23 protein-coding genes are annotated in these 25,118 nt (G+C 63.8%); 9 read left to right on the top strand and 14 right to left on the bottom strand.

Going from position 1 to position 25,118, the window contains the following annotated elements; genetic code table 11:
• Positions 1 to 175: 175 nt before the first annotated feature.
• From C2U70_RS22130 to C2U70_RS22105, 5 genes are all read left to right on the top strand, one after another.
• A complete protein-coding gene (locus C2U70_RS22130; RefSeq protein ID WP_140980533.1) occupies positions 176 to 1,261 on the top strand; it encodes a DUF2855 family protein in 1,086 nt (361 codons plus the stop codon).
• A 129-nt stretch (positions 1,262 to 1,390) separates the two neighbouring features.
• Entirely contained in the window at positions 1,391 to 3,169 is a 1,779-nt protein-coding gene (locus C2U70_RS22125; protein WP_140980532.1) for a flavin-containing monooxygenase, read from the top strand.
• Between the two features lie 295 nt (positions 3,170 to 3,464).
• On the top strand, positions 3,465 to 4,358 hold the full coding sequence (locus C2U70_RS22120) for a hypothetical protein (protein WP_140980531.1): 894 nt from the start codon (positions 3,465 to 3,467) through the stop codon (positions 4,356 to 4,358).
• A gap of 146 nt (positions 4,359 to 4,504) precedes the next feature.
• Positions 4,505 to 5,482: a peptidyl-alpha-hydroxyglycine alpha-amidating lyase family protein gene (locus C2U70_RS22115; RefSeq protein ID WP_140980530.1), complete on the top strand. Its 978-nt coding sequence runs from the start codon at positions 4,505 to 4,507 to the stop codon at positions 5,480 to 5,482.
• Between the two features lie 347 nt (positions 5,483 to 5,829).
• The gene (locus C2U70_RS22105) at positions 5,830 to 6,387 is read left to right on the top strand and encodes an HNH endonuclease (RefSeq protein WP_140980529.1); all 558 of its coding nucleotides are present in this window, start codon (positions 5,830 to 5,832) and stop codon (positions 6,385 to 6,387) included.
• A gap of 420 nt (positions 6,388 to 6,807) precedes the next feature.
• On the opposite strand, the gene C2U70_RS22100 is transcribed toward C2U70_RS22105, so the two are convergent.
• The 5 genes from C2U70_RS22100 to C2U70_RS22080 form a co-directional block, all read right to left on the bottom strand.
• Positions 6,808 to 7,038, bottom strand: coding sequence for a hypothetical protein (locus C2U70_RS22100; RefSeq protein WP_140980528.1), 231 nt, complete (start codon positions 7,036 to 7,038; stop codon positions 6,808 to 6,810).
• A 28-nt stretch (positions 7,039 to 7,066) separates the two neighbouring features.
• On the bottom strand, positions 7,067 to 8,596 hold the full coding sequence (locus C2U70_RS22095; protein ID WP_283810399.1) for a PAS-domain containing protein: 1,530 nt from the start codon (positions 8,594 to 8,596) through the stop codon (positions 7,067 to 7,069).
• Positions 8,597 to 8,763: 167 nt separating this feature from the next.
• A complete protein-coding gene (locus C2U70_RS22090) occupies positions 8,764 to 10,665 on the bottom strand; it encodes a TRAP transporter large permease (RefSeq protein ID WP_140980526.1) in 1,902 nt (633 codons plus the stop codon).
• Positions 10,662 to 11,330 carry a TRAP transporter small permease subunit gene (locus C2U70_RS22085; protein ID WP_140980525.1) on the bottom strand — a complete coding sequence of 223 codons (669 nt, stop codon included), beginning with the start codon at positions 11,328 to 11,330 and terminating at the stop codon, positions 10,662 to 10,664. The genes C2U70_RS22090 and C2U70_RS22085 overlap by 4 nt, the downstream gene beginning before the upstream one ends.
• 97 nt (positions 11,331 to 11,427) lie before the next feature.
• Positions 11,428 to 12,564 (bottom strand): TRAP transporter substrate-binding protein, encoded by a 1,137-nt coding sequence (locus C2U70_RS22080; protein WP_140980524.1) that lies wholly within the window; start codon positions 12,562 to 12,564, stop codon positions 11,428 to 11,430.
• 247 nt (positions 12,565 to 12,811) lie between these two features.
• Here C2U70_RS22080 and C2U70_RS22075 point away from each other — a divergent pair, with 247 nt between their 5' ends.
• Positions 12,812 to 13,006, top strand: a complete 195-nt coding sequence (locus tag C2U70_RS22075) for a hypothetical protein (RefSeq protein ID WP_140980537.1) — start codon at positions 12,812 to 12,814, stop codon at positions 13,004 to 13,006.
• Between the two features lie 46 nt (positions 13,007 to 13,052).
• Here the strand turns inward: C2U70_RS22075 and C2U70_RS22070 are convergent, their stop codons facing one another.
• Positions 13,053 to 13,934 (bottom strand): DMT family transporter, encoded by an 882-nt coding sequence (locus C2U70_RS22070; RefSeq protein ID WP_140980523.1) that lies wholly within the window; start codon positions 13,932 to 13,934, stop codon positions 13,053 to 13,055.
• Between the two features lie 189 nt (positions 13,935 to 14,123).
• Here C2U70_RS22070 and C2U70_RS22065 point away from each other — a divergent pair, with 189 nt between their 5' ends.
• Entirely contained in the window at positions 14,124 to 14,348 is a 225-nt protein-coding gene (locus tag C2U70_RS22065) for a dodecin (protein WP_140980522.1), read from the top strand.
• Positions 14,349 to 14,382: 34 nt separating this feature from the next.
• On the opposite strand, the gene C2U70_RS22060 is transcribed toward C2U70_RS22065, so the two are convergent.
• The 6 genes from C2U70_RS22060 to C2U70_RS22035 form a co-directional block, all read right to left on the bottom strand.
• The gene (locus C2U70_RS22060) at positions 14,383 to 15,351 is read right to left on the bottom strand and encodes an ABC transporter ATP-binding protein (RefSeq protein ID WP_140980521.1); all 969 of its coding nucleotides are present in this window, start codon (positions 15,349 to 15,351) and stop codon (positions 14,383 to 14,385) included.
• Complete coding sequence (locus C2U70_RS22055) at positions 15,348 to 16,346, bottom strand: ABC transporter ATP-binding protein (protein ID WP_140980520.1); 999 nt, start codon at positions 16,344 to 16,346, stop codon at positions 15,348 to 15,350. The genes C2U70_RS22060 and C2U70_RS22055 overlap by 4 nt, the downstream gene beginning before the upstream one ends.
• A complete protein-coding gene (locus C2U70_RS22050; protein ID WP_140980519.1) occupies positions 16,346 to 17,263 on the bottom strand; it encodes an ABC transporter permease in 918 nt (305 codons plus the stop codon). The genes C2U70_RS22055 and C2U70_RS22050 overlap by 1 nt, the downstream gene beginning before the upstream one ends.
• Positions 17,229 to 18,188 carry an ABC transporter permease gene (locus tag C2U70_RS22045; protein WP_140980518.1) on the bottom strand — a complete coding sequence of 320 codons (960 nt, stop codon included), beginning with the start codon at positions 18,186 to 18,188 and terminating at the stop codon, positions 17,229 to 17,231. The genes C2U70_RS22050 and C2U70_RS22045 overlap by 35 nt, the downstream gene beginning before the upstream one ends.
• 22 nt (positions 18,189 to 18,210) lie before the next feature.
• On the bottom strand, positions 18,211 to 20,001 hold the full coding sequence (locus C2U70_RS22040; protein WP_140980517.1) for a peptide ABC transporter substrate-binding protein: 1,791 nt from the start codon (positions 19,999 to 20,001) through the stop codon (positions 18,211 to 18,213).
• A 269-nt stretch (positions 20,002 to 20,270) separates the two neighbouring features.
• Positions 20,271 to 21,689 (bottom strand): M20 family metallopeptidase, encoded by a 1,419-nt coding sequence (locus C2U70_RS22035; protein ID WP_140980516.1) that lies wholly within the window; start codon positions 21,687 to 21,689, stop codon positions 20,271 to 20,273.
• A 244-nt stretch (positions 21,690 to 21,933) separates the two neighbouring features.
• Between C2U70_RS22035 and C2U70_RS22030 the strand changes: the two genes are divergently transcribed.
• Positions 21,934 to 22,905: a S1C family serine protease gene (locus tag C2U70_RS22030; protein ID WP_140980515.1), complete on the top strand. Its 972-nt coding sequence runs from the start codon at positions 21,934 to 21,936 to the stop codon at positions 22,903 to 22,905.
• 43 nt (positions 22,906 to 22,948) lie between these two features.
• Positions 22,949 to 24,019, top strand: coding sequence for a phospholipase (locus tag C2U70_RS22025; protein ID WP_140980514.1), 1,071 nt, complete (start codon positions 22,949 to 22,951; stop codon positions 24,017 to 24,019).
• 6 nt (positions 24,020 to 24,025) lie between these two features.
• On the opposite strand, the gene C2U70_RS22020 is transcribed toward C2U70_RS22025, so the two are convergent.
• Together C2U70_RS22020 and C2U70_RS22015 are read right to left on the bottom strand one after the other, a co-directional pair.
• Positions 24,026 to 24,682 (bottom strand): nucleotidyl transferase AbiEii/AbiGii toxin family protein, encoded by a 657-nt coding sequence (locus C2U70_RS22020; RefSeq protein WP_140980513.1) that lies wholly within the window; start codon positions 24,680 to 24,682, stop codon positions 24,026 to 24,028.
• The gene (locus C2U70_RS22015; protein ID WP_140980512.1) at positions 24,666 to 24,986 is read right to left on the bottom strand and encodes a hypothetical protein; all 321 of its coding nucleotides are present in this window, start codon (positions 24,984 to 24,986) and stop codon (positions 24,666 to 24,668) included. Before C2U70_RS22015 ends, C2U70_RS22020 begins: the two co-directional genes overlap by 17 nt.
• Between the last annotated feature and the right edge of the window lie 132 nt (positions 24,987 to 25,118).

Raw genomic sequence — 25,118 nt, 5'->3', positions numbered from 1 at the left:
GGGCTTGTCCCGGCCATCCACGATCTTTTCTGCTGCACAAAGAACGTGGATGCCCGGGACAAGCCCGGGCATGACGAGTTCGCAGCCCGCTCGAACAGCGTTTCAAACTATGTTGCTGTTGCAAACGGAGCGCCGGCAATGGCAGAGATGCCGGCACAAACCCGAGATCAGTGTCATGAAATCGACAGACTTCGTCGTCGCGCGCAGCGAGCTGCAGCAGTGCAAGGTGATCGTCACGGAGCTTCCCGATGCCGACGCGCTGCCGCCTGACGCGCTGCTGGTGAAGGTCGACCGCTTCGCCTTCACCGCCAACAACATCACCTATGCCGTGATGGGCGACGAGCTGAAATACTGGCACCTGTTTCCGGCGCCGACCGGCTTTGGCAACGTCCCGGTGTGGGGCTTTGGCGATGTCATCGCCTCAAAACATCCGAACGTCGCCGTGGGCGAACGCCTGTTCGGCTATTTCCCGATGGCGAGCCATCTGGTCATCGAGGCCGCCGATGTCAGCAAGCGGGCCTTGCGCGATGCGGCCGCGCACCGCCAGGTCGCAGCGCCCGTCTACAACCAGTATGCCCGCGTCACCGGCGATCCCGCCTTCGAGGGACACGCAGGCGATCTGCAGGCGCTGCTGCGGCCGCTGTTCATGCTGTCGTTCCTGGTTGACGACTTCCTCAGCGAGAATGCCGATTTCGGCGCGCGCACCGCGCTGCTCTCCTCAGCCTCCAGCAAGACCGCCTTCGGCCTTGCCCATCTCCTGCATAGCCGCGGCGTCAAAGTCATCGGCCTGACCTCGGCCGGCAATGCCGGCTTCGTCAGTTCGCTCGGTTGCTACGACGAGGTCGTCACCTATGATCGCGTGACGTCGCTCGCCGCCGATGCGCCGGTGCTCTTCGTCGACATGGCCGGCAGCAGCGCACTGCGCGCCGCGCTGCACCGGCACTTTGGCGAGCAGATGAAATATTCCGGTCGCGTCGGATTGACGCATCGCGCCACCGAGGCCGACGAGCCCGTGCTGCCGGGCGCAAAGCCGCGGTTCTTCTTCGCGCCCGACCAGATCCGCAAGCGCGCCAAGGAGTGGGGCCCCGGCGGCATCGACCAGCGCTTTGGCGTGGCCTGGGCAGGCTTCGCGCCGCTGCTCGACAAATGCCTCACGGTGGTCGAGAGCCGCGGACCTGAGGCGGTGCAGCAAATTTATCTCGATACCCTCAAGGGCCGCATTCCGCCTGAGCAGGGCCACATGCTCTCGCTGGGTGCGTAGCCGCCTTTTGGCGGCCACTAAAACCGTATAGCGTCCTCTTTTGGAGCATGATCTTATCGGAAAACCGCTTCACACTTTTCCGGATCATGCTCGCGAGGAAACGCCGCGAAGACGGCCACGAGGTCGCGCATGCTGGACAAGACCAAGGATATTTCCGTCTCCGCGCAGACCTGGCTCGACCAGTTCGAGTTTGCGCTTGGCGGATCCGACCCCGAGGCGCTCACCCCGTTGTTCCTGGCCGACAGCTTCTGGCGCGACGTGCTTGCGCTGAGCTGGAATCTGCAGACCATTGCAGAACGCGACGCTGTTATCGGCGAGCTCCGCGCCCGCGCGCCCAAGGCAGCCCCCGCCAATTTCAAGCTCGCCGACGACCGCGCGCCGCCACGCTGGGTCCGCCGCGCCGGCACCAACACCATCGAGGCGATCTTCAACTTCGAGACCGCGACCGGGCGCGGCAGTGGCATCCTGCGGCTGGTGCCCGACGCCTCCGACGGCGATCATCTCAAGGCCTGGACGTTGCTCACAGCACTCGACGAGTTGAAAGGCTTTGAGGAGCAGCTCAACAGAACCCGTCCGCGCGGGCAGGCTTATTCGCGCGATTTCCGTGGGCCGAACTGGCTCGACCTGCGCAACGCATCGCGCGACTATGGGGATCGCGACCCGACCGTGCTGGTGGTCGGCGGCGGCCAGGCCGGGCTCGCGATCGCCGCACGGCTAAAACAGGTGCAGGTCGACACGCTGATCGTCGATCGCGAGGCCCGCATCGGCGACAATTGGCGCAAGCGCTATCACGCGCTCACCCTGCACAACCAGGTGCAGGTCAATCACATGCCTTACATGCCGTTCCCGCCGAACTGGCCGGTCTATATCCCCAAGGACAAGCTCGCCAACTGGTTCGAGGCTTACGTCGATGCGATGGAGCTGAACTTTTGGACCGGCACCGACTTCGAAGGCGGCACTTACGATGAGGCGCAGGGACGCTGGACGGTGAGCCTGCGCCGCGCCGACGGCACGACACGCACCATGCATCCGCGCCATGTGGTGATGGCGACCGGCGTCAGCGGCATTCCGAACCAGCCCGACATTCCCGGCCTGAAGAATTTCACCGGCACGTTGCTGCACTCCAGCCGCTATGAGGATGGCGAGGACTGGAAGGGCAAGCGCGCCATCGTCATCGGCACCGGCAATAGCGGCCACGACATCGCGCAGGATCTCTGCTCCAGCGGCGCCGAGGTGACGCTGGTGCAGCGTTCGCCGACGCTGGTGACCAATATCGAGCCGTCGGCGCAGCTTGCATATGCGACCTACAACGAGGGCACGCTCGAGGATAACGATTTGATCGCGAGCTCGATGCCGACGCCGCTGGCGAAGAAGACGCATGTGATGCTGACCGAGCAGTCGAAGGAGCTCGACAAGGAGCTGCTCGACGGCCTCACCCGTGTCGGCTTCAAGCTCGATTACGGCGAGGCCGGCACCGGCTGGCAGTTCAAATACCTCACCCGCGGCGGCGGCTATTATTTCAACGTCGGCTGCTCCGATTTGATCGTCAGCGGCGCGATCAAGCTGAAGCAGTTCGACGACATCGATACCTTCACCGCGGACGGCGCGCGGATGAAGGATGGCACGACTGTAACGGCCGACCTCATCGTGCTCTCGACCGGCTACAAGCCGCAAGGTTATCTGGTGCGAAAACTGTTCGGTGATGCCGTTGGCGACCGCGTCGGCCCGATCTGGGGTTTTGGCGACGGCCACGAGCTGCGCAACATGTACGCGCGGACCAAGCAGCCGGGCCTGTGGTTCATCGCCGGCAGCCTCGCGCAGTGCCGGATCAATTCGAAGTACCTGGCGCTGCAGGTGAAGGCGATCGAGGAAGGGATTTTGCGGCGCACCGGCGAGCCGCAACGCTGAGGAAACGGCCGACCGGATCAAGTACCAGCCCTTGTCCGCGACAACGCAACGCACGCGGCAATTCGTTCAACCTTGACATTACTTCATCCATATGAACAACTAAAGGTAATTTCTCGTATAGATTGATTTCGATCGACGATACACAGTCATTGAATTTTCAACGGGGCACCGCAGGGGTCTGCGAACGGGTATCGGTCCGGCAGGTTTTGGAATCGCTCAAGAGCATTTTTCGCTCGGACGAAGCCTGAAGATATCGTCTCGGGACAGCTCGGCCCCACAAGGCAAGGGGGATCCAATGGAGACAATCAAACAGTACAGCGGAGCTATATTGACGTGCGTGGGCGCGCTTGTGCTCGTCGGCATACTCTGCGGAATATTCTGGCTATTGACGGGGCTGGTCTCGAAGGACGCCGGCGGCTCGCTGCCTCTGCTCGCCATTGGCGGCGTTGTGGTGCTGATTTTCATGCTCGCGGCCGTCACGATGGTGTTCACGGCTCTCGGCCTTTCGAACAGGGAGCTGGCGATGGGCCTGCCCGACGGTTCGATTCGGGCCGTCATCGCGCTGTCGTTGATCGTGCTGTTCGCGATCCTGTCCATCTTTCTCTATCAGCAGGTTTCGACGGGCGGCCAGATCGTCACCATTGCGCAGATGACCGGCGCCGAGCGCGCGCAGTTCGTGAAGGATCACACCAATGCGCGGGATATCCAGTCGGTGGCCGTTCCCGGCAAGGCCGACTCCTTCGACGTCAGCTACCGCAGCGCCAATCCCGCCAGTGACGATTTCGCCAAGCAACTCCTGGTCCTGCTCGGGACACTGATGACGGCGGTCACCAGCTTCTATCTCGGCGCGGGAACGGTGACGTCAGCGGTGAAGCCAGGAAACGAGTCGGGAGCATCTGCGTCCCAGCCGCCGCTCGCCAGTGGCATCAAGCCGGATACCTTTTCCATCGCGACGACGGGACCGCTTCCGCTTGAGATCACAGGGACCAATCTCAACGTCATAACGCATGTCAGGATCGTCAAGGCAGGCGTCCCTGCGATCGCCGGCACCAAGGTCCTGTCGAACGCAACCCGGGTCACCTGCGAACTCGATGTCAGCAAGGCGTCGCCGGGAACCTGGGATATCGAAATCGACGATGGCGGGTCGAAGTCCGCAAAGCTGCCGGGCAAGCTCACGCTCACCCCCTAGCCGCTTGCTACCTCGCGACCGGGATCCGCCCGTTGCGATCCGCAACGGGCCATGCACAAAAGGGCCTCGTGCTGCGGCCGGACCTCTGCAAGACTTCCCCGAGAAGGTGACCAGGATCAACCTGTCGCCACTTCGGGGAGGTTCACATGCCGGCCATTCTCGGCTCGGGCGAGCATCGCTACCGCGTCGTCGACGACTGGGCAAAGCTGCCGGACGGCTGGCAGCTCACCGACGTCGCCTCCGTGGCCGTCGACAGCCGCGACCGCATCTACGTCTTCAACCGCGGCGCCCATCCGATGGTGGTGCTCGACCGCGACGGGAACTTCTTGCGAAGCTGGGGCGAAGGGCTTTTCAACCGCGCGCACGGGCTGCACATCGATTCCGACGACAATCTCTACTGCACCGACGACGGCGACCACACCGTGCGCAAATGCACGACCGACGGAAAGGTGCTGCTGACGATCGGCATCCCCGAAAAACCGTCGCCCTTCATGAGCGGAAACCCCTTCCACCGCTGCACCCACACCGCGCTGTCGCCGAAGGGCGAGATCTACGTCTCCGACGGCTATGGCAATGCCCGCGTGCACAAGTTCACGCCCGACGGCAAGCTGATCAGGAGCTGGGGCGAACCCGGCACCGATCCCGGCCAGTTCAACATCGTGCACAACATCGCCACTGACCCCGACGGCTATGTCTACGTCGCCGATCGCGAGAACCATCGCGTGCAGGTGTTTGACGGTGACGGCAAATACGAGACGCAGTGGAACAATCTGCACCGGCCCTGCGCGCTCTGCTGTTGCGGCGGCGGAAAGAACCCGACCTTCGTGATCGGCGAGCTCGGCCCCGGCATGGCCGTCAACCGCAAGGTGCCCAATCTCGGCCCGCGGCTCTCGATCGTTGACAACAAAGGCAAGCGCATCGCGCGGCTCGGCGGCGAGGACGGCCCCGGTATTGCGAGCGGCAAGTTTCTGGCGCCGCACGGCATCGCGCTGGATTCGCGAGGCGACATCTATGTCGGCGAGGTCGGCGTCACCGACTGGAAGACGAGCTTTCCGGACGAGGAGACGCCGGCGGTGGTGCGGGCGACGAGGTGCTTGCAGAAGCTGGAGCGCATTCGCGATTAGCCCCCACCGGGGTCGTCCTGGCGAAAGCCAGGACCCCCGAGCGAGCGCTTTGCGCTCGTCGAGATTACCCCAGGGAGGGGTTTGGCGAAGACTGGTAGTCGCGCGGTGCTGATACCATCCATCACCGATGGATTCCGCGGTATGGGTCCTGGCCTTCGCCAGGACGACGGCGGAGATGGGGTCACGCGCACCCCCCGGAATGACGGCGTTTTTGCGCGCTTTGCCACCCGGCCGCCGCATTGCTCTTTCTGAATAAGTCGCTCAACGGGCTTCACAATCCCGTCACGCTGCATGTAGTATGTCAGGACATGCTGCTTCGCAGCGTATATGGAGGCCGGGAGCGTTACTTGAACGCACATGTCTCGCAAGGCAGTTGGCCGGTGTTGGTGCTGAATGCGGACTTCCGGCCGCTGAGTTACTACCCGCTGTCGCTTTGGTCCTGGCAGGACGCGATCAAGGCGGTGTTTCTCGACCGCGTGAACATCGTCGCGCACTACGACCGCGCGGTGCACAGCCCCTCCTTCGAGATGCAGCTCCCGAGCGTCGTCTCGCTCAAGTCCTTCGTCAAACCGACCACGCATCCGGCATTCACCCGGTTCAACGTCTTCCTGCGCGACCGCTTCAATTGCCAATATTGCGGCTCGCCCGAAGACCTGACCTTCGATCACATCGTCCCGCGCAGCAAGGGTGGCCAGACCACCTGGGAGAACGTGGTCGCGGCCTGCTCACCCTGTAACCTGCGCAAGGGCAACCTCTCGCCGCAGCAGGCAAAAATGTTCCCGCGGCAGACGCCGTTCGCGCCCACGGTGCATCAGCTCCACCGCAACGGCCGCCTGTTTCCGCCGAACTATCTGCACGATAGCTGGCTGGACTACCTCTACTGGGATACGGAACTGGATCCGTAGGCGTCGGCCGGCCTCGCTGTTCGCAGCCTGCCGGCACGCGCCAGCGCGGACGCCGTTCGACTGTCGCAAGTTGCGACCCGTCCGACAGATGACGGTATCGAAATCCCGCGCAGCCGCCTCTCGCCAGGCTACGCAAATCCCCTTAGGTGACACCCCCAAATTTCGGATGGTCTGTCGGCGGGTTAAGAAAGCCCTGCCAGCAACCATTTGGCTCGAAGCTAGGGGCGTGCAGTGAACCACTCAGTTTACAGCGCAGACAGGGCAACGCACCTGAAGGTCGTGGCTTCGGCGCTGCTGTTGAGCATCGTCATTGTGGCGGCGACGCTGACTGCCCGCCTGACCCATCCGGAAGCAGAGCTGCGGAACGCGAGGACGCAGACCGTGCATCAACCTCGTTCCGGCCATGCACTGACCGAGATCTCACTGGATGAAAGGCGCCCGATCTAGATCGGCTGCGGAGGATTTCGAGATGACCAGCGAAGCAATCAAGATATTGATGATATTTGCCGTGTACGGAATACTCGAGATCGCATTGTTCCACGCGTCGATCGGCAGATTCGCCAAACGAGCCATCCATCCGAGGAGCGGCCGCATGAACCGCGAGGTCACGCGCCGATAGATCGGGCGCGACGATCCCATCGAGAGCAGCACGACGCAGATCGCGAACGCCGTGCTCCCATCAATCGAGGACTTCCCTGATCTTCCTTGCCAGCTCGCTGTTTCGATAGGGCTTTGCAAGCAGCTCGACACCTGGATCAAGGCGACCGTCGTGAACGATCACATTTTCGTCGTAGCCCGAGGTGTAGAGAATTTTCATGCCGGGCCTTCTCTTCTTGATCTCGTCCGCGAGTTGCCGGCCGTTCATTCCTCCAGGCATGATCACGTCTGTGAAGAGCAGATCAAAGCCGACCCCGCTTTCCACCAGATCGAGCGCGGCCGCAGCGTTGCGCGCCGAAACCGTCGCATATCCGAGATTGCGCAACTGCATGAGGACGTAGTTGCGAACAAGCTCGTCGTCCTCGACAACGAGGATGGTCTCCGTCCCGGTCGGGAGCGCCGCGGATTGCCCGTCGTCGGTGCTCGCACGACCGTCCTGCTCGACGCTGCGGGGTAGATACAGCTTGATCGTCGTGCCGGAACCGACCTTGCTGTCGACCCTGATGTGGCCATGCGATTGCTTGACGAAGCCATAGACCATGCTGAGACCAAGGCCCGTCCCCCTGCCGATTTCCTTGGTTGTAAAGAACGGCTCGAAGATGCGCTCGCGGATATCGGCGGAGATTCCCGTGCCCGTGTCCCGGATGGCCACGACCGTGTAGAAGCCGGGCTCCACATCCGGCTTGCCCGCCGCATAGGCCTCGTCGAGCACCACATTGCCGGTCTCGAACACCAGCTTGCCGCCTCCCGGCATGGCATCGCGCGCATTGATCGCGAGGTTGAGAAGCGCGGCGGAGAGCTGGGAGGGATCAACCAGCGCGTGCCAGGTGTCCGGTTCCAGATGCAACCCGATCTCGACTTGCTCGCCCAGCGTCGGCCGCAGCAGCTTGACGGTTTCGGTGATCAGGGAATTGACGTCGACATCGCGCGGGGTGAGCGCCTGGTGTCGCGAGAACACCAGCAATTGCCGGGTGAGGCTCGCGCCTCGCGTCGCCGCATCGTCGATCATCTTCGTGATGGCGGCGAGGACGGGACGATCGGCAACGCCAAGCGCCAGGGTTTCGATGGTCCCGAGGATGACCGTGAGAATGTTGTTGAAGTCGTGCGCCAGGCCGCCAGTGAGCCGGCCTATGGCGTCCATCTTTTGCACCTGACGAAGCTGGTCTTCCGCCGCTTTTCGCTCGGTAATGTCCTCGTGGGTCGCAACCCAGCCGCCATCCGCCGTCTTGATACGTTCAATCGAGATGATGCGGCCTTTCACATCCGCCAGCGTGTGGCGCCGCTTACCAATGGGGAGATCGCGAAGCTCCTCTATCGTGATATCTCTCGCGATCCCCCTCTTTCCGAGATCTTCAAGAAGGGAGGAAACGGATACCCCAGCCTTCAGGAGTTCCTTCGAATAGCCGTAGATCTCGCGGAATCGATCGTTAAAGATGACGACACGTTGCTCACGATCGAAGACACAGAGCCCGAATGGCATACCATCAATCGCCGCACGGAATCGATCGCTCGTGATCTGCGCTTCGTCCCTTTCGGACGACGACAATGGCATCTCCTCGACGCTCCGGGGAAAACGATCGACTGCCTGATCAGGCGATGATCCTGGGCTCTGCCGCCCTGGGTAGAAAAGGAAAGCGTAATGGAGTGCCGGCCGGACCGTTTTGACGAAGATCAATTCCTGGACACCCGCATCATCGCGGGTGCTCCGCCGGTACGGCGCTATCCGCCGTACAGATAATTCGGCAGCCACAGCGTCAGGCCGGGCCAGATGTACATGAATACCATGCAGAGGATCACGATCAGCATATAGGGCATCATGCCGGAGAAGATCTGGTTCAGCGTGACGTGCTTGGGCGCGACGCCCTTCAGGTAGAAGGCCGACATCGCCACCGGCGGCGACAGGAACGCGGCCTGCAGGTTCACGAAAACGAGCACGCCCCACAGCACCGGATCGATGTTGAAGTGTTTCAACATCGGCAGGAAGATTGGCACGAAGATCACGATGATCTCGGTCCATTCCAGCGGCCATCCCAGGATGAAGATGATCGCCTGCGACAGGATCATGAACTGCACCGGCGTCATGTTGAGCGACAGCACCCAGCTCTCGAGCAGCGCCTGGCCGCCGAGGATGGCGAAGACAGCCGAGAACAGCGCGGAGCCAACGAACAGCCAGCACACCATCGATGTGGTCTTGGCGGTCAGGAACACCGCTTCCTTGGTGCGCTTCCAGTCCAGCGTGCGGGCCTGGAACGCCAGCAGGAAGGCACCGGCCGCGCCGACGGCGGCTGACTCCGTCGCGGTGGTGATGCCGAACAGGATCACGGCAAGCACCACCACGGTGAGGATGCCGAGCGGCATCACCGACATCACGAGCAGCCGCAGCACCTCGAACTGCTCAGCCTCCATGGTCCAGTAGTAATAGAGCAGCACGAGCGCGAGGATGGCGGCGACGAAGGCGAAGTAAGTGTAAAACTCCGGCGGCGGCCCGGAATCGACGGGTGCGGCGGCGGCCTTGCCGCGCAGCTCGGCGCTGCCCATCTGCTGCAACGCTTCCGGTTCGCGTCTTTCGGGCTTGTCCGAACGGCTGGCCGCGCCGCCGAGCTCTTCGAGCTTCTCTTCCGGCTCGACGGCCTGTGCGCCGGCGCCGAGCGGCTGCAGCGTCTCCTCCGCGCGCGGCGCCTGCTGCTGCTGGGTCGCGGCTGCCACCGGCGTCGGCAGATCCGGCTGCTGGTGGATCACGACGTACCACCAGGTGGCCCACAGCGTCGCCAAGGTCAGCACGAGCGGCACCAGCGCATAGCCGAGGTTTTGCAGCAGCGTGACATAGCCGATGCGGGCGCCATCGACGGTCAGCTTCATGGCCTTCGCGGGCGCAAGCACGGCCGCGACGAACGCCGGCAGCATCTTGCGCGAATAGGCGTGCTGCAGGTCGGAGATCCACGGCCGCACCGGGACTTTGGTTTCGCTCTCGGGCAGCTTCGGCGCGATCTTCGGGTTCAAGAGCGCCCAGCCGACGATGTAGACGAGATAGAGGAAGGCCAGGAAGAAGCCGGGAAACATCGCGGCCGCGTAAAGCTTCACCACCGACTGCCCGGCGACCGCGGCATAGACGATGATCATCACCGAGGGCGGGATCAGGATGCCGAGCGTGCCGCCGGCCGTGATCACGCCGGAGGCGAGCTTGACGTCATAGCCGGCCTTCAGCATCGGGTTGAAGGCGATGACGCCCATCAGCACCACGACGGCGCCGACGAGGCCGCTCGCGATGCCCCAGAAGGTGCAGACGATCAAGGTCGCCACCGCGAGCGAGGCCGGCACGCGGCGGAACGCGAGCTGGATCGAATAGAACATCTTGTCGACCAGCGCGCCGCGCTCCATCACGTAGCCCATCAGCACGAACAGCGGGATCGAGATCAGGACGTCGTTGGTCATGGCGCCGTAGGTGCGCTGGACCATCAGGTCGAAAATGTGATTGTCGCCCCAGGCTTCGCCGCCGCGGTGATAGGCGAAGAAGCCGAAGAACATGCCGAGACCCATCAGGGTGAAGGCGGTGGGGAAGCCCATCATGATGACGACCACGATGAGGCCCAGCATCAAGAGTCCGAGTGCCGGATCGCTCATCGCTGCAAATCTCCGCCCATGCCGCGCTGGCGTGCGGCTTCCTCGATATTCTGCGCATGCGCGATCGCGGCCTTACGCGCCTCGTCGTCGACATGTTCGCTGTGCGCGAGCTGCTCCTCGATGACGTCGATCTCGGAGACGTCGGCCAACCGGCTCGGCCATTCACCGGTCTTGAGGCAGATGACGCAGCGCGCGATCTCGGCCGCGCCCTGCAGCAGCACCAGCGCGCCGGCGAACGGGATCATGAACTTGAACTGGTAGACCGGCGGCCCTTCCGCCGTGACGTTGGAATGCTCATTGATGCGCCAGGAGTCCATCGCATAGTCCCAGCCGGCATAGACCAGCGCCGCGATGCCGGGCAGGAAGAACAGGATGTACAGGCCTAGATCCAGCGTGGCCTGGGTGCGCGGCTTCATCGAGGAGTAGAGGAAGTCGCCGCGGACATGCGCGTTCTGCGCCAGCGTGTAGGCACCGGCGACCATGAACAGCGTGCCGTACAGCATGTTCGAGGCGTCGAAGATCCACGCCGTCGGCATGTTGAGGATGTAGCGCTTGAACACCTCGGCACAGACGAGGCCCATCAGGCCCACGACCAGCCAGGCGGCGGCCTTGCCAGTCCAGGTGCTGACGGCGTCAATGGCATGGAGAAAACGCTGCGCGTTCATGAGATCAGCAGTCCGCAAAATGATCGAACGATGAAAAGACAAGCGTCACCCGGGATTGTCGTCCCGGATGACGCTTCCAACAACCCAAAAAAGCCGGTCAGGTCTTCTTCTTCGCGTTCGGACCGAAATAGTGGTTATAGGCCATGCGCCGGCTCACCACCGTGTCCTGCTCCCACTGCGTCGCGCGCTTGGCGAAGGCCAGTTGCGACTCCAGGATCTCCTTGAACAGGGGATTCTCGGCCGCTTTCTTCTCCGCCACGGCATCGAACACATCCAATTGCTTCTGGAGGATCGAGTCCGGGGTCTTGTAGAACTTGACCTTGTCCTTGGTCTGCAGCTCCTCATAGTCCTTGGAGTAGCGGTCGATCGCCTTCCAGGCCATGTCCTGGCTCGCCGCCTCCACCGCATTGGTGATGATGTACCGCATCTTCTCCGGCAGCGCGTCGAACTTGGTCTTGTTGAACATGATCTCGAGCTGCTCAGCGTTCTGGTGATAGCTCTGCAGCATGCAGACCTTGGAGACGTCGGGGAAGCCGAGCACGCGGTCCGAGCTCGCATTGTTGAACTCGGCGGCGTCCAGCAGGCCGCGGTCCATCGCCGAGACGATTTCACCGCCCGGCAGCGCGTTGACCGCGGCACCCAGGCCGGTGAACACGTCGATGGAGATGCCGACGGTGCGGAATTTCAAGCCCTGGAAATCCTCCGCCTTGGTCACCGGCTTCTTGTACCAGCCGAGCGGCTGGGTGGGCATCGGCCCATAAGGGAACGAGACGACGTTGGCGCCGATCGAGGCGTAGAGCTTTTCCAGCAGCTCCTTGCCACCGCCGTATTTGTGCCAGGACAGCAGCATGTTGGCGTCCATCGCATAGCCGGGGCCCGAGCCCCAGAGCGCGAGCGCGTTCTGCTTGCCGTAGTGATAGGCGAGCACGCCATGGCCGCCGTCGAGCGTGCCCTTGGAGACGGCGTCGAGCAGGCCGAAGGCCGGCACCACGGCGCCAGCCGGCAGCACCTCAATCTTGAGGTCGCCGCCGGTCATGTCGTTGACCTTCTTGGCGAAGTCGAGCGCGTATTCGTGGAAGATGTCTTTCGCCGGCCAGGTGCTCTGCCAGCGCATGCTGATGGCACCTTGCGCGCTGACGATGGTCGGCGCGGCGACCGTGGCGGCGGCGCCTGCGGCCGCAGTCTTGAGGAAACGGCGACGCGTGGACGCGCCGTCCTTGCTCGTCTTGGTCATGATGTCCTCCCGTTTTTCAGCGCGATCCATTGCGGATCACGCCATTTTTGTGGGGAGAAGACAAAGACTTGCGCCCGGCTTTAGCAAGGAAGTTCCGCCCGCTGCGACGCTTCGACGCGGATCGCGTGCAGAGGGATGAAAACTCGCGTTGCGATTTATTCCACGTCGCCCGAAACAAATCGAACCGGCGAAAGGTAACCGGGAACACCGGCGGGCAACCTTTTGGCCGCTCGGGCGTTATCAGGCCATGACAAATGAAACCTTGGCACATTCCCCTCGCATCCTCACCCCCGAACAGCGCAAGGCCCGTGACGAGCAACGTCGCGCCGACGCCGAGAAGGCGATGCGCGATCACGAGGCCGCTCAGAAGGCCTTCTATGCCAACAAGGAACGGCTAAGAGCCGAACGGCTGGCGCGTGAGGCGCAAGCCCAGGATAGCTAGTCCAAGCCGCCAAACGCGGCCGCTCCGGCAAGCCCGCCGAATAATCTTACGTCTTCTGTAGCGCCAGCGTGACGCCGCCGAGCGTCAGCACCATGGCCGCGATCTCGCGCACGCCCAAGGGTTCGCCGAGGATGATCGCGGCCGAGACGACGCCGATCACGGGCACGAGCAGCATGCCGGTTGAGGCCGATGTCGGCGGCAGGCGGCGCAGCGTCTCGAACCAGGTGACGTAGCAGACGCCCATCGGGACCAGCGTCATGTAGACGAAGCAGCCGATGCCGAGCGGCGTGATCGCCGTGACGTTCGGCTGCTCGAACAGCACGCCGAGGATCAGCATCGCCAGGCACCCGAGCCCGACCTGCCAGGTGACGACAGCGAGCGGCGGCATCGGCAATTGCTTGCGATTGAGCACGTTGCCGAGCGCGAACAGGATGGCGCAGGACAGCGCCAGCGCGATGCCGAACAGCTTGTCCGCTCCGAACGCAAAGCCGTTGCCGCTGAGCAGCAGCGCCACACCGGTGACGCCGAGCACCAGCGCCAGAATGTCTCGCACCGTCGGCCGCATCTGCAGCACCGGCCAGGCGAACAGCATGGCCCAGATCGGCATGGTGTAGGCGAGCAACGCGCCCTCCCCCACCGTGACGTACTTCATCGCCATGGTGCCAAACCCCATCCAGGCGAACACGTTGGTGAAGGTGGCAAACAGCAGCCGCGGCACCGCCTCGCGTGGAACGCTGAGCGACTCACCCCTGCTCCGTGCCAGCATGGCCAGGATCAGCGCGGCGCAGACCCCGGCGAGGCCGCGGGCAAACAGGGGCGGCCATTGCTGCAGCAACAGCTTCATCAGCGGCCAGTTCAGCGCCCAGCCGCAAGCCGTCACGCCCAAGCAGATGAAGCCGATCGATCTGTCGCGCCCGGTCGCGTCCATGCGGAGCGCTTAGCAGGCAACGGGCTATCGCTCCACCTGTCGCGATGCATGCGGGCATTTCGCAAATGCGCCGCGAGGAACCGGAGCGGCACGACACCCGTTCACCCCCGGCGTCCGGCGCGATGGACTCGACCTCCCCTGCGGAGCGATAATCCCGCCCGCGCTACCCACCTGCAACGGAGGTTCGCCATGCCTGCTTCGTCCGAGAAGGACCACGTCTACAAGATCCTCGAACTCGTCGGGTCGTCGGAGAAATCGATCGAGGACGCGATCCAGAACGCGGTCAGCCGCGCCGCAAAAACCATTCGCGAGATGAAGTGGTTCGAGGTCGTCCAGACACGCGGCCATATCGAGAATGGCACCGTCCGCCACTACCAGGTCACGCTGCGCGTCGGCTTCACGCTGGAGGCGTGAGGCGCTTCCGCCAAGCTGGGTCCCGTAGGGTGGGTTACGCGAGATGGCAGGCCACGGCGTGGCCGCCGGCGCCTTCCCGGAGCACCGGGGCGCTCTGCGAGCATTGCGGCTGGGCGATCGGGCAGCGGGTGTGGAAGTGACATCCCTGCGGCGGCTTCATCGGGCTCGGCACGTCGCCCTTCAAACGGATGCGCTCGCGCTTCAGCTTGGGATCGGGCACCGGCACCGCCGACAGCAGCGCCTTGGTGTAGGGATGCTGCGGGTTGCGGTAGAGGTCGCTCGCCTTGGCGATCTCGACGATGCGGCCGAGATACATCACCGCGACACGGTCGGAGATGTGCTCGACGACGGAAAGATCGTGCGCGACGAACAGATAGGTCAGGTTCAGCTCGGCCTGCAGGTCTTCCAGCAAATTGATGACCTGGGCCTGGATCGAGACGTCGAGCGCCGAGACCGGCTCGTCGCAGACGATCAGCTTCGGTTCGACCGCGAGCGCGCGGGCGATGACGATGCGCTGGCGCTGGCCGCCGGAGAATTCATGCGGGTAGCGGCGCATGTGATCCGCCTTCAGCCCGACCTTGACGAGGAGGCTCGCGACGCGATCGTCGCGCTCCTGCGCCGAGGACGCCAGATTGTGGATGATGAAGGCCTCGCCAAGGATCGCACCGACCGTCATGCGCGGATTGAGCGAGGCGAACGGATCCTGGAACACGATCTGCATCTGGCGCCGCAGCGCGCGCAGATCGTTCCCGCTGAGGCCGCGCACGTCCTGGCCGTCGAACACCACCTCGCCTTCGGTCGGCTCGATCAGGCGCAGCACGCAGCGGCCCGTGGTGGATTTTCCGCAGCCGGATTCGCCGACCAGCCCGAGTGTCTCGCCGCGATTGACGGAGAACGAGACGCCGTCCACGGCATAGACGCTGCCGACCTGGCGCGACAGGATGCCGCCGAGCACGGGAAAGTGCTTCTTCAGGCCGGAGACGCGCAGCAGGGGTTCGCTCATGACGCAACTCCCGTCACCGTAACGTCTCCGAGATGACAGGCCATGCGGTGGCCGGGCGTGACCTCGCGCAGCAGCGGCTCCTTCTCGGTGCAGACATCCATCGCGAACTTGCAGCGCGGCGCGAAGCGGCAGCCGACCGGCGGATCGATCAGGATCGGCACCGTGCCGCCGATCGTCTCGAGCCGCGTCTTGTGCGCGCTGTCGAGATCGATGCGCGGGATCGAGCGGATCAGGCCCTGCGTGTAGGGATGACGGGGATCGCCGAAGAGATCGTCGACGGCCGCTTCCTCCACCACCTTGCCGGCATACATCACGACGACGCGCTGCGCGGTCTCGGCGACGACGCCCATGGCGTGGGTGATCAGCATCACCGCCATGCCGAAGCGATCCTTCATGTCCTGGAGCAGATCGAGGATCTGCGCCTGGATGGTGACGTCGAGCGCGGTGGTCGGCTCGTCGGCGATGATGAGCTTTGGCTTGCAGGCGAGCGCCATGGCGATCATGACGCGCTGGCGCATGCCGCCGGAGAACTGGTGCGGATAATTGTGCACGCGGCCTTCGGCGTTGGGGATCTGCACCAGCTTCAACATCTCGACGGTGCGGGCGATCGCGTCCTTTTGCGACAGGCCTTCGTGGCGACGCAGGCTCTCGGCGATCTGCTCGCCGACGGTGAGCACCGGATTGAGCGAGGTCATCGGCTCCTGGAAGATGAAGCCGATCTCCTTGGCCCTGATGTCGTCGAGCTGGTTGCTCGTGAGCGGCACGAGGTCGCGGCCCTCGAACTTGATCTCGCCGGCAACAATGCGGCCGGGCGGCATCGCGATCAGCTTCAGGATCGACATCGCCGTCACGGTCTTGCCGCAGCCGGATTCGCCGACGACGCAGAGCGTCTCGCCCTTGTTGATGGAGATGTCGACGCCGTCGACGGCCTGGAGAATGCCGTCGTCGGTGGCGAAGTGGGTTTTCAGGCCCCTGATCTCGAGCAGCGGGGCCATCAGATGACCCGCCGTGCGTCGAGCGCGTCACGCAGGCCGTCGCCGATGAAGTTGATGGCGACGACCGCGATGAAGATCGCGCCGCCCGGGAACAGCGCCCAGTGCGGACCGATGTCGAGAAAATCCTTGGCGTCGAACAGCAGCCGTCCCCAGGTCGGGGTGTCCGGCGGGAAGCCGAGGCCGAGGAAGGACAGCGTCGATTCCGCGATGATGGCGGCCGCGACGTCGATCGTGCCCGCGATGATCACCGGGCCGACGGCATTGGGCAGGATGTGCCGCACCACCTGGCGCAGCGGACTGGCGCCGAGCGCGCGCGCGGCTTCGACGAACTCCTTTTCGCGCAGCGAGAGGAATTGCGCGCGCACCAGACGGGCGACCGGCATCCAGCGCAAGCCGCCGATGACCAGCACGATCAGGATGAAGATGCCGCCCTCGGGGCCGAACGCCGACTTCAGGCCGTCGCGGAAGAGATAGATGAGCAGGAGCAGCAGCGGCAGTTGCGGTAGCGACAGGAACAAATCCGTCATCCACATCAACCCGTGACCGAGCGCACCGCGCGACATGCCGGCGAGCGCGCCGACCAGCACGCCGACGATCACGGAGACCAGCATCGCGGCGAGGCCGACCGCGAGCGAGATGCGCCCGCCATAGATCATGCGTGCCAGAATGTCCTGGCCGAGATCGTCGGTGCCGAAGGGATGGGCGAACGACGGCCCCTGCATGCCGGCGACGATGTCGATGTCGTTGATCTTGACGCGCCAGACGAAGGGACCGACCACCACCGCCAGGATCAGCACCAGCAGCAGGAACGCACTGACGACGGCGAGCTTGTGGCGGCGATAGCGCCGCCACATCTCGCGCCAGGGCGAGTAGACGCCCCGCTCAGCGGAGGGAGATGCGAGGGTCAAGCCAGCCATAAAGGATGTCCGCGATGAGGTTGAAGGCCACCACCAGACACGAGAAGACGAAGGCCACGGCCATCACCACCGGCGTGTCGTTGGAAAGGATCGAGGAGATCAGCAGGGAGCCGATACCCGGGATGCGAAAGATCTGCTCGGTGACGATGGCGCCGCCGAACACCGCGGGCAGCTGGAGCGCGATGAGGGTGACCACCGGAATCATGGCGTTGCGCATCACATGCTTGACGATCACCTTGGCCTGGCCGAGGCCCTTGGCCCGCGCCGTGGTGACATAGTCGAGCCTGATGACGTCGAGCATGGCCGAGCGCACGAAGCGCGTCATGGACGCGGCCTGGAACAGGCCGAGCACCATCACCGGCATGATCGCCTGCCGGATCATCTCGAGCACCCAGCGGAAGCCCGACGCCTTGATGTCGGTCGAGTAGACGAAGGGCAGCCAGTCCAGCGTCACCGAGAAGATCAGGATGAACAGGATGCCGGTGAAGAAGGTCGGCAGCGAGAAGCCGATGAACGCAAGTGCGTTGGCGATCTGGTCGAACACCGAATAGGGCTTCGTCGCCGCATAGACCCCGACGGGAATCGCGACGCACAGCGCCAGGATCTGCGAGGAGCCGATCACGTAGAGCGTGGTCGGCAGGCGCTGGAGGATCAGCGTGTCGACGTTCATCCGGCTGACGAAGGAGAAGCCCCAGTCGCCGTGCACCATGGCGTTGAGCCAGCTCAGGTAGCGAAGATAGATGGGATCGTCGAGGCCGAACTTGGCCCGAAGCGCGGCCTGCACTTCGGGCGGGACGTTCGGATTGGTCGCCAGCTCCGAGAACGGGTCGCCCGGCGCGAGCGCCAGCACGACGAACAGCACGAGCGAAATGCCGAGCAGGCTCGGCACCGCGATCAGGAGGCGACGCAGGATGAACTGACTCATGAGGGGACCTTGACCCGGTTCCTCAGGCTTCGCGGTACCAGTCCTGGATGTTGTCGGTCTCGTTGGCCCAGCCGCTGATAGCCGGGCGCAGCGAGTTCGAAGCGGCCTCCACCTTGAGGCGGTGCATCACCGGAATGAACACCGTGTCCTGCCACAGCATGTCGTTGCACTTGATGTAGAGCGCCGCGCGCTTGACCGGATCGGTTTCGGTTTCCGCCGCCGCGATCGCCGCGTCATAGTCCTTGTTGACGTAGCGCGGGAAGTTCTGACCCTGCCACTTGTTCTCCTTGGTGGCGACGTTGGCCGAGATATACCGCCGCATGTGCAGAGCGGGATCCGGCTGGGTCATCGGGATCTGGAACTCCTCGATGTCGGCATAGAACTTGGAATAGGTGTCGGGGTTGGCGACGTCGGAGGAAAAGAACACGGAGGCCACGACCGACTTCAGCTCGACGTCGATGCCGGCCTTCTGACAGGCCTGCTTGACGATGGCCTGGGTCTTCTGTCGCGGACCGTTGGTCGAGGTTTGATAGAGCAGCTTGAACTTCTTGCCGTCCTTTTCCCGGATGCCGTCGGAACCGACCTTCCACCCGGCGTCGTCCAGCATCTTCGCGGCCTTCTCGACGTTGAACTCCCAGGTGGTGTTCTTCGAGGCGAACTTCTCCGGACCGTTGAGATAGTTCGCGGTGGTGCGTCCGGCGCGACCGTAGATCGCCTTCTTGACGGAGTCGCGGTCGACCAACATGGCAAGCGCCTTGCGCACCGCCGGATCCGAGAGGATGGGATGCTTGGTCTTCATCGAGGACCGCTCACCGTCGACCTCGGTGTTGGGGTCGGTGAAGTTGAGCGCGATGAATTCGATATCGCCGCCCACGGCGTATGAGGTCTTGCCCTTGCCGCCCTTCTCCAGGCGCAGCAGCACGTCGTCTTCGACCTGCATGTTCCAGCCGAAATCATATTCGCCGGTCTGGATCACCGCGCGCGCCGCCGAGACGGCATCGCCGCCGCCCTTCATCTCGATCGTGTCGAAATACGGACGGTTCGGCATGTGATAGTCGGGGTTGAGCTCGCCGCGGACGACGTCGCCCGGTTTGAACTCGACGAACTTGTAGGGGCCGGTACCAACCGGCGCCAGATTGTTCGGCGCCTCGCGGGATTTACCGCCCTTGAAGTCCGCAAACAAATGCTTCGGGAGAACGCAGCCATAGGCGCCGACGAAGGCATTGGCCCAGAACGGCGTGGGATTCTTGAACAGGATGCGGATGGTAAGGTCGTCGATCTTTTCGACGGTCATGTCGGCGTAGGTGCTGACGGACACGGCCGCCGTGGCGGGATCGCTGGCATAGGCCCAGGTGAACACGAAGTCGTCGGCCGTCAGCGGCTTGCCGTCGTGCCATTTGACGCCGGGCTTGATCTTCCAGGTCACCGACTTGGCGTCGGCGGCGAGGCCGCCGTTCTGGACCGACGGAATTTGGGCGGCAAGAATGGGATTGAGGTTGCCATCGGCGTCCCAGCTCGCAAGCGGCTCGTAGAACAGGCGCGAGCCGTCCTGGTCCTTGGTGCCGGTGGCAAAATGCGGATTGAGCAGGGTCGGCCCCTGCCACCACAACAGCTTCAGCGGACCGCCGCCGCCACGCTTGGTCGGCGGATAGGGCGCGGGGCTCTGGGCCATGGCAACGCCGCCGATGGCAAGGAGCTGGTTCGCCATCGGCGCAGTCAGGCCGATCGCCGCCAGACGCTTGATGAAGGCGCGGCGATCCATCCGCCCGTCCTTCACTTTTCCGATCATCGAACGCAGTTCTTTGTCCAGCATGGTTGTCCCCCGTCTGGTTCCCTGAATGGATGCAGGCGGCCGATGGCCGGCCGCCGGGTTGGCTGGCAATAGATGGCACACCGAATGGGCTGCGCGTCAACTGCGACTGTGTGTATGCAAACGGTCTTCTGGCTGTCTGTTGGGCAAAATCGCGATCCGGCGCCTACCGGTTCAGCAATACGGCGGGAAAAATCGCTTCCCGCCGCGCTGCACTGCGAAAAATTTGTTCGCCGGATCAGACGAAGTATCGAGACCGCTTCCGCTCGATCTCAGGCAATGGACATATCCAGCGGCGGTGCAACATTGTCCGGCATCGGGCAGACATAGGGCGTGCGGGCCGTGCGATTCTTCAGGTCCGCCTTGGCGGCCGCGATCAGGTCCGGCTCGGTCAGCGCCTTGATGCCGAGACCGGCCATCGCCTTGGCGGCCTGCACCATGGCCTTGTGGGCATGCGGGCTCTTGCCCTGCGCCACCACCTGCCAGGTGTGGAACGGCGTGCCGATTGCAACCGTCGGTGCATGGACCTGCACGGTCGGGACGACCCAGCTCACGTCACCCACATCGGTCGAGCCGACCAGCGGATTGCGCTTGGCATCGAGCGGCACCAGGAAGTCGGCGAGCGGCCGCTCGGTCGGCTCCATGCCGATCGCGTAGTAGACCGACGCGATGTCCTTGTCGCTCAAGGTCGCGCGGATGTCGGAGGCAAAAGCCTTGTCCGCCTCGTCGAAATGCGGCGGGCCGAGCTCTTCCATCACCTCGTGCAGCGCGTGCTCCAGGGGAGCGTTGGGCATGATGTTGGAGACCGCGGAGATGATCTTCATCTCGACCTTGGTCTCGGTCATCAGCGCGGCGCCCTCCGCGATCTTCCTGACGCGGCCGACCAGCTCGTTCATGCCCGGCAGGTCGCGGGCGCGGATCGAATAGCGCACGCGCGCATGGGCCTGCACCACGTTGGGCGCGATGCCGCCGGTATCGAGCAGCGCGTAATGCACGCGCGCATCGCTCGGCATGTGCTCGCGCATGTAGTTGACGCCGACATTCATCAGCTCGACTGCGTCGAGCGCGGAACGGCCGAGATGCGGCGAGGCCGCCGCATGCGAGGTGCGGCCGGTGAAGATGAAGTCGGCGCGCGTGTTGGCCAGCGACGGCGTCACCGCCACTTCCCAAAAACTGTGCGGATGCCAGGTGATGGCGATGTCGGCGTCCTCAAAACCGCCGCTGCGGACGATGAAGGCCTTGGCCGCGCCGCCCTCTTCGGCGGGACAGCCATAGTAACGGACGCGGCCGGGCACCTTGTTCTCGGCGAGCCAGTCCTTCACGGCCGTGGCGGCAAGCAGCGCCGCCGAACCCAGCAAATTATGGCCGCAGCCATGGCCGTGGCCGCCGGTCTCGACCGGACGATGCTCGGCAACGCCTGCCTCCTGGCTCAACCCCGGCAACGCATCATATTCGCCGAGAAAGGCAATGACCGGCCCGCCCGCGCCCCATTCGCCCATCAGCGCGGTGGGAATGCCGGCAACGTTCTCGGTGATGCGAAAGCCCTGATGCCGCAGCTCGGCGAGATGCTCGGCGGCGGAGCGCGCCTCGGTGTAGCACACCTCCGGCATGCCCCAGACCTTGTCGCTCAAGTCGATGAAGCGCGCCTTGATCGTGTCAATGCCGCGCCAGATGTCACTGCGGTTGTCCATGCTTCGGTCCGTGATCCCAGTCAAAACGAAGCAACAACGGTTAGCAGCTTCGATTGGCCGCGCCTAGCGCCCGCTGGAGCATCAGCCATGCGGCTGGGGCTGCACGCCAGGACATGTGATGGCTCATCAATTCGCAGGGGCAACGGTTCCGGCGGTCTTTCAAGACGGCGGTTCGCGGCTTAGATTATCAATCGTTCGCGCGTCGCAGGTCGCGTCACATGAACAACAGGCCCAGGAGAACTCCATGCCCGCCATGACCGAATGGAGAGTGCCGCCGGCACATCAGCCCCGCGCGAGCGAGTACGCCTTCGATCTCGACCGCGTGCTGTCCTCCGTCGTCGGCCTGCATTCCATCGTCCCGTCGGACGCCTTCAGCGCCGAGACGCTCGGCACCGAGCGCGCCGGCAACGGCGTCGTGATCGATGAAGGGCTGGTGCTCACCATCGGCTACCTCATCACCGAGGCTGAGGCGGTGTGGCTGCACCTCGGCGACGGACGCGTCGTGCAAGGGCATGCGCTCGGCTTCGATTCGGTCACCGGTTTCGGCCTGGTGCAGGCGCTCGGCCGTCTCGACCTCGAGCCGATCCCGCTCGGCTCGTCCGCGGCGACGCGGATCGGCGATCGCGTCGTGATCGGCGGCGCCGGCGGACGCACGCGCTCGGTCGCGAGCCAGATCGTGGCGAAGCAGGAGTTTGCCGGCTATTGGGAATATCTGCTGGACGAGGCGCTCTTCACCTTCCCCGGGCATCCGAACTGGGGCGGCACCGGGCTGATCAACGAGCGCGGCGAGCTGATCGGCATCGGCTCCCTGCAGCTCGAGCGCGAGCGCGACGGCAAGGCCGAGAATGTCAACATGATCGTGCCGATCGACCTGTTGAAGCCGATCCTCGACGATCTGCGTAAATATGGCCGCGTCAACAAGCCCTCGCGCCCCTGGCTCGGCCTGTTCTCGACCGAGGTCGACAACCGCGTCGTGGTGATCGGCATCTCCTCCAATGGCCCTGCGGCGCGCGCCGAGCTCAAGACCGGCGACGTGATCCTGGCCGTCGACGGCGAGAAGGTGACGAGCCAGACGGACTTTTATCGCAGGATGTGGTCGCTCGGCGACGCCGGCGTCGATGTGCCGCTCACCGTCCATCATGAAGGTGTCACCTTCGACGTGACAGTGACGTCGACCGACCGCTTCAAGCTGCTGAAGCAGCCGAAACTGCATTGAATCGCCAGAGCGCCGGTCACGGCCGAACCGCGGAGGAGCCGTCATGAGCGAGGCCGTGGTTGACGACATCGTGGCCATCCTGCCGCCTTTGCTCAACGCGCTGGAAGGGCTCGGCTTCGTCGCGCGCAATTTGCATCCGCCGGCGTTCGACTCCGTCATGCAGGCGATCGAAGCGCCTGACGACGCGCTGCAAGCGGCGCGTTCGCGCCTCGGCGAATGGCCGCCGGCCTTTGCGGAGATGCGCGGCCGGATCGATCGGGCCTGCGACGAGACGCTCGCGGCCTTCGCCGGGCTGCGCACGGTCCAGCGCGGCCAGGGCGACCTCGTCGCGGTGTTCCGCGCGTTGCGCCATGTCCCCCGCGCGCAGGAGGCGCTCTATCCGCTCGCGCAAAAATTCCCGCCGATCAGCAGCTTCTTCCTCAATGCCGCGACACGCGACGACGAAGCATTGCTGACACGGCTTGCGGAGACAGCCGGCGAGCAGGCCGGCATTTTCCACGATGCCAACGAGCCCGGCAGCCGCGGCGGGTTTTCGCTTTACGTGCCGGAGTACTACAGCGACGATCGCGCCTGGCCGCTGGTGATGGCGCTGCATGGCGGCAGCGGCAATGGCCGCGGCTTTCTGTGGAGCTGGCTGCGCGACGCCCGCAGTTTTGGCACGATCCTGGTCGCACCCACCGCGACAGGGCCGACCTGGGCGCTGATGGGCGACGACACCGATACGCCCAATCTGACACGAATCCTCGAAAACGTCCGCAGCCGCTACAACGTGGATCCCGCGAGGATGCTGATGTCAGGCATGAGCGACGGCGGCACCTTCTGCTATGTCAGCGGGCTCGATGCCGCCTCGCCCTTCACGCATCTCGCACCTGTCTCGGCGACCTTTCATCCGCTGATGGCTGAAATGGCAGACGCCTCGCGGCTGCAGGGCCTGCCGGTCTTCATCACCCACGGCAAGCTCGACTGGATGTTTCCGGTGCAGGTCGCACGCCAGACGCAGAGCGCGCTGTCCGCCGCCGGCGCCAAAGTCAGCTACCGCGAGATCGACGATCTCAGCCATTGCTATCCGCGCGAGATCAATCCGGAGTTGCTGCAATGGTTGAACGGGACCTGATCGTCGTTATCGGAGCCCTTTCTTGATGAGCACCTCGGGTAACTGGCCGACGCGATCTCTGGCATCCCGCAAGGTCTTCCGATCGACGTCATTCAGACTGCTCAGATCGCCGTCCTCGAAAAAACCGATCGCTCGCAACACTTGCGCCGGCTCACCTGCGAACATCTGGGAGAATGCGGAGAGCGCACGCGGCAGCGACACCCCGGCGGAAATCATCTCGGCAATGTCCCGGTAGTCTTTGGCCTCCGCCCGATCGAGCGTTGCTTTCAACTTCGTCGCCAGGAGATCCTCAAGCGAGGCCACTAACAACGTCCCGTCAGCACTTTGCAGCGGGTTGTTGATGCGGCCAAACCTGATGCTTCCGAAGAAAGAAACCTTCACCGACCCGGACGGCATCTGCGCAAGAACAACCAATGTGTTTGGAGCATCCTGAAGGATGGCTGCTCCGCTCACGAAACCGAATTGCGCACGGATTTCATCCTTGTCCAGCGGACCGGAGCGAAAGAAGTCGAAGTCGAGCGATTCGCGATGGCCGAGCTGAAGCGCAACCGCCGTTCCGCCGTAGAGGACGAAGTTGAATCCGGGCGACGGGGCAAGCAACGGCCAGAGTTCGCGCTGTGCCGCCGGCAAAACGGCAAAATTCGGTTCAAGACGTTGCTGCATCAAACGCCCTTCGCGGCGCTCTGGCGGGAATCGCTGCTCCAATCGCAAACGTCAGTCGCCCACGCCAAAATTCCCAGGAGCGGTCGTTGAACCAACCTGGCCCCGCATGAACCATGATGGCAGCGAGGCGTGCCTGGCCGAATGCCGTCTCGAGCGCGAGAATGTCGTCATATGTGCCGAGGTTCATGACCTGCGCAATAATGCGATCGTCGGGAAACGCCTGGCCGTCCACCGGACGCCACCACAGATATTTGCGACCGAGGCTGTCGATCAGGTTCTTGGAAGCATCGTTGGTCATCCCCATGATTATAGCCGATGTGCACCGCTTTAGCCACGATTGCCGGCTGCCTTGACTTGAATTTGCCGACATCGGCAGCGCGCCATTGCTATCCGCGCGAGATCAATGCGGAGTTGCTGCAATGGTTGAATGGCGGAT

The sequence above is a fragment of the Bradyrhizobium guangdongense genome (assembly GCF_006483445.1).
Taxonomy (GTDB): domain Bacteria; phylum Pseudomonadota; class Alphaproteobacteria; order Rhizobiales; family Xanthobacteraceae; genus Bradyrhizobium; species Bradyrhizobium guangdongense_A.
This window is presented reverse-complemented; position numbering and strand designations above follow the sequence as displayed.

Bases quoted from the DNA above. Each gene is read 5' to 3' on its own strand.
- C2U70_RS22085 (WP_140980525.1), bottom strand. From the start codon at position 11,330: ATGAACGCGCAGCGTTTTCTCCATGCCATTGACGCCGTCAGCACCTGG.
- C2U70_RS22080 (WP_140980524.1), bottom strand. From the start codon at position 12,564: ATGACCAAGACGAGCAAGGACGGCGCGTCCACGCGTCGCCGTTTCCTC.
- C2U70_RS22065 (WP_140980522.1), top strand. From the start codon at position 14,124: ATGCCTGCTTCGTCCGAGAAGGACCACGTCTACAAGATCCTCGAACTC.
- C2U70_RS22045 (WP_140980518.1), bottom strand. From the start codon at position 18,188: ATGAGTCAGTTCATCCTGCGTCGCCTCCTGATCGCGGTGCCGAGCCTG.
- C2U70_RS22090 (WP_140980526.1), bottom strand. From the start codon at position 10,665: ATGAGCGATCCGGCACTCGGACTCTTGATGCTGGGCCTCATCGTGGTC.
- C2U70_RS22115 (WP_140980530.1), top strand. From the start codon at position 4,505: ATGCCGGCCATTCTCGGCTCGGGCGAGCATCGCTACCGCGTCGTCGAC.
- C2U70_RS22125 (WP_140980532.1), top strand. From the start codon at position 1,391: ATGCTGGACAAGACCAAGGATATTTCCGTCTCCGCGCAGACCTGGCTC.
- C2U70_RS22025 (WP_140980514.1), top strand. From the start codon at position 22,949: ATGAGCGAGGCCGTGGTTGACGACATCGTGGCCATCCTGCCGCCTTTG.
- C2U70_RS22015 (WP_140980512.1), bottom strand. From the start codon at position 24,986: ATGGGGATGACCAACGATGCTTCCAAGAACCTGATCGACAGCCTCGGT.
- C2U70_RS22060 (WP_140980521.1), bottom strand. From the start codon at position 15,351: ATGAGCGAACCCCTGCTGCGCGTCTCCGGCCTGAAGAAGCACTTTCCC.
- C2U70_RS22130 (WP_140980533.1), top strand. From the start codon at position 176: ATGAAATCGACAGACTTCGTCGTCGCGCGCAGCGAGCTGCAGCAGTGC.
- C2U70_RS22070 (WP_140980523.1), bottom strand. From the start codon at position 13,934: ATGGACGCGACCGGGCGCGACAGATCGATCGGCTTCATCTGCTTGGGC.
- C2U70_RS22050 (WP_140980519.1), bottom strand. From the start codon at position 17,263: ATGGCTGGCTTGACCCTCGCATCTCCCTCCGCTGAGCGGGGCGTCTAC.
- C2U70_RS22095 (WP_283810399.1), bottom strand. From the start codon at position 8,596: ATGCCATTGTCGTCGTCCGAAAGGGACGAAGCGCAGATCACGAGCGAT.
- C2U70_RS22120 (WP_140980531.1), top strand. From the start codon at position 3,465: ATGGAGACAATCAAACAGTACAGCGGAGCTATATTGACGTGCGTGGGC.
- C2U70_RS22035 (WP_140980516.1), bottom strand. From the start codon at position 21,689: ATGGACAACCGCAGTGACATCTGGCGCGGCATTGACACGATCAAGGCG.
- C2U70_RS22030 (WP_140980515.1), top strand. From the start codon at position 21,934: ATGCCCGCCATGACCGAATGGAGAGTGCCGCCGGCACATCAGCCCCGC.
- C2U70_RS22020 (WP_140980513.1), bottom strand. From the start codon at position 24,682: ATGCAGCAACGTCTTGAACCGAATTTTGCCGTTTTGCCGGCGGCACAG.
- C2U70_RS22055 (WP_140980520.1), bottom strand. From the start codon at position 16,346: ATGGCCCCGCTGCTCGAGATCAGGGGCCTGAAAACCCACTTCGCCACC.
- C2U70_RS22040 (WP_140980517.1), bottom strand. From the start codon at position 20,001: ATGCTGGACAAAGAACTGCGTTCGATGATCGGAAAAGTGAAGGACGGG.
- C2U70_RS22075 (WP_140980537.1), top strand. From the start codon at position 12,812: ATGACAAATGAAACCTTGGCACATTCCCCTCGCATCCTCACCCCCGAA.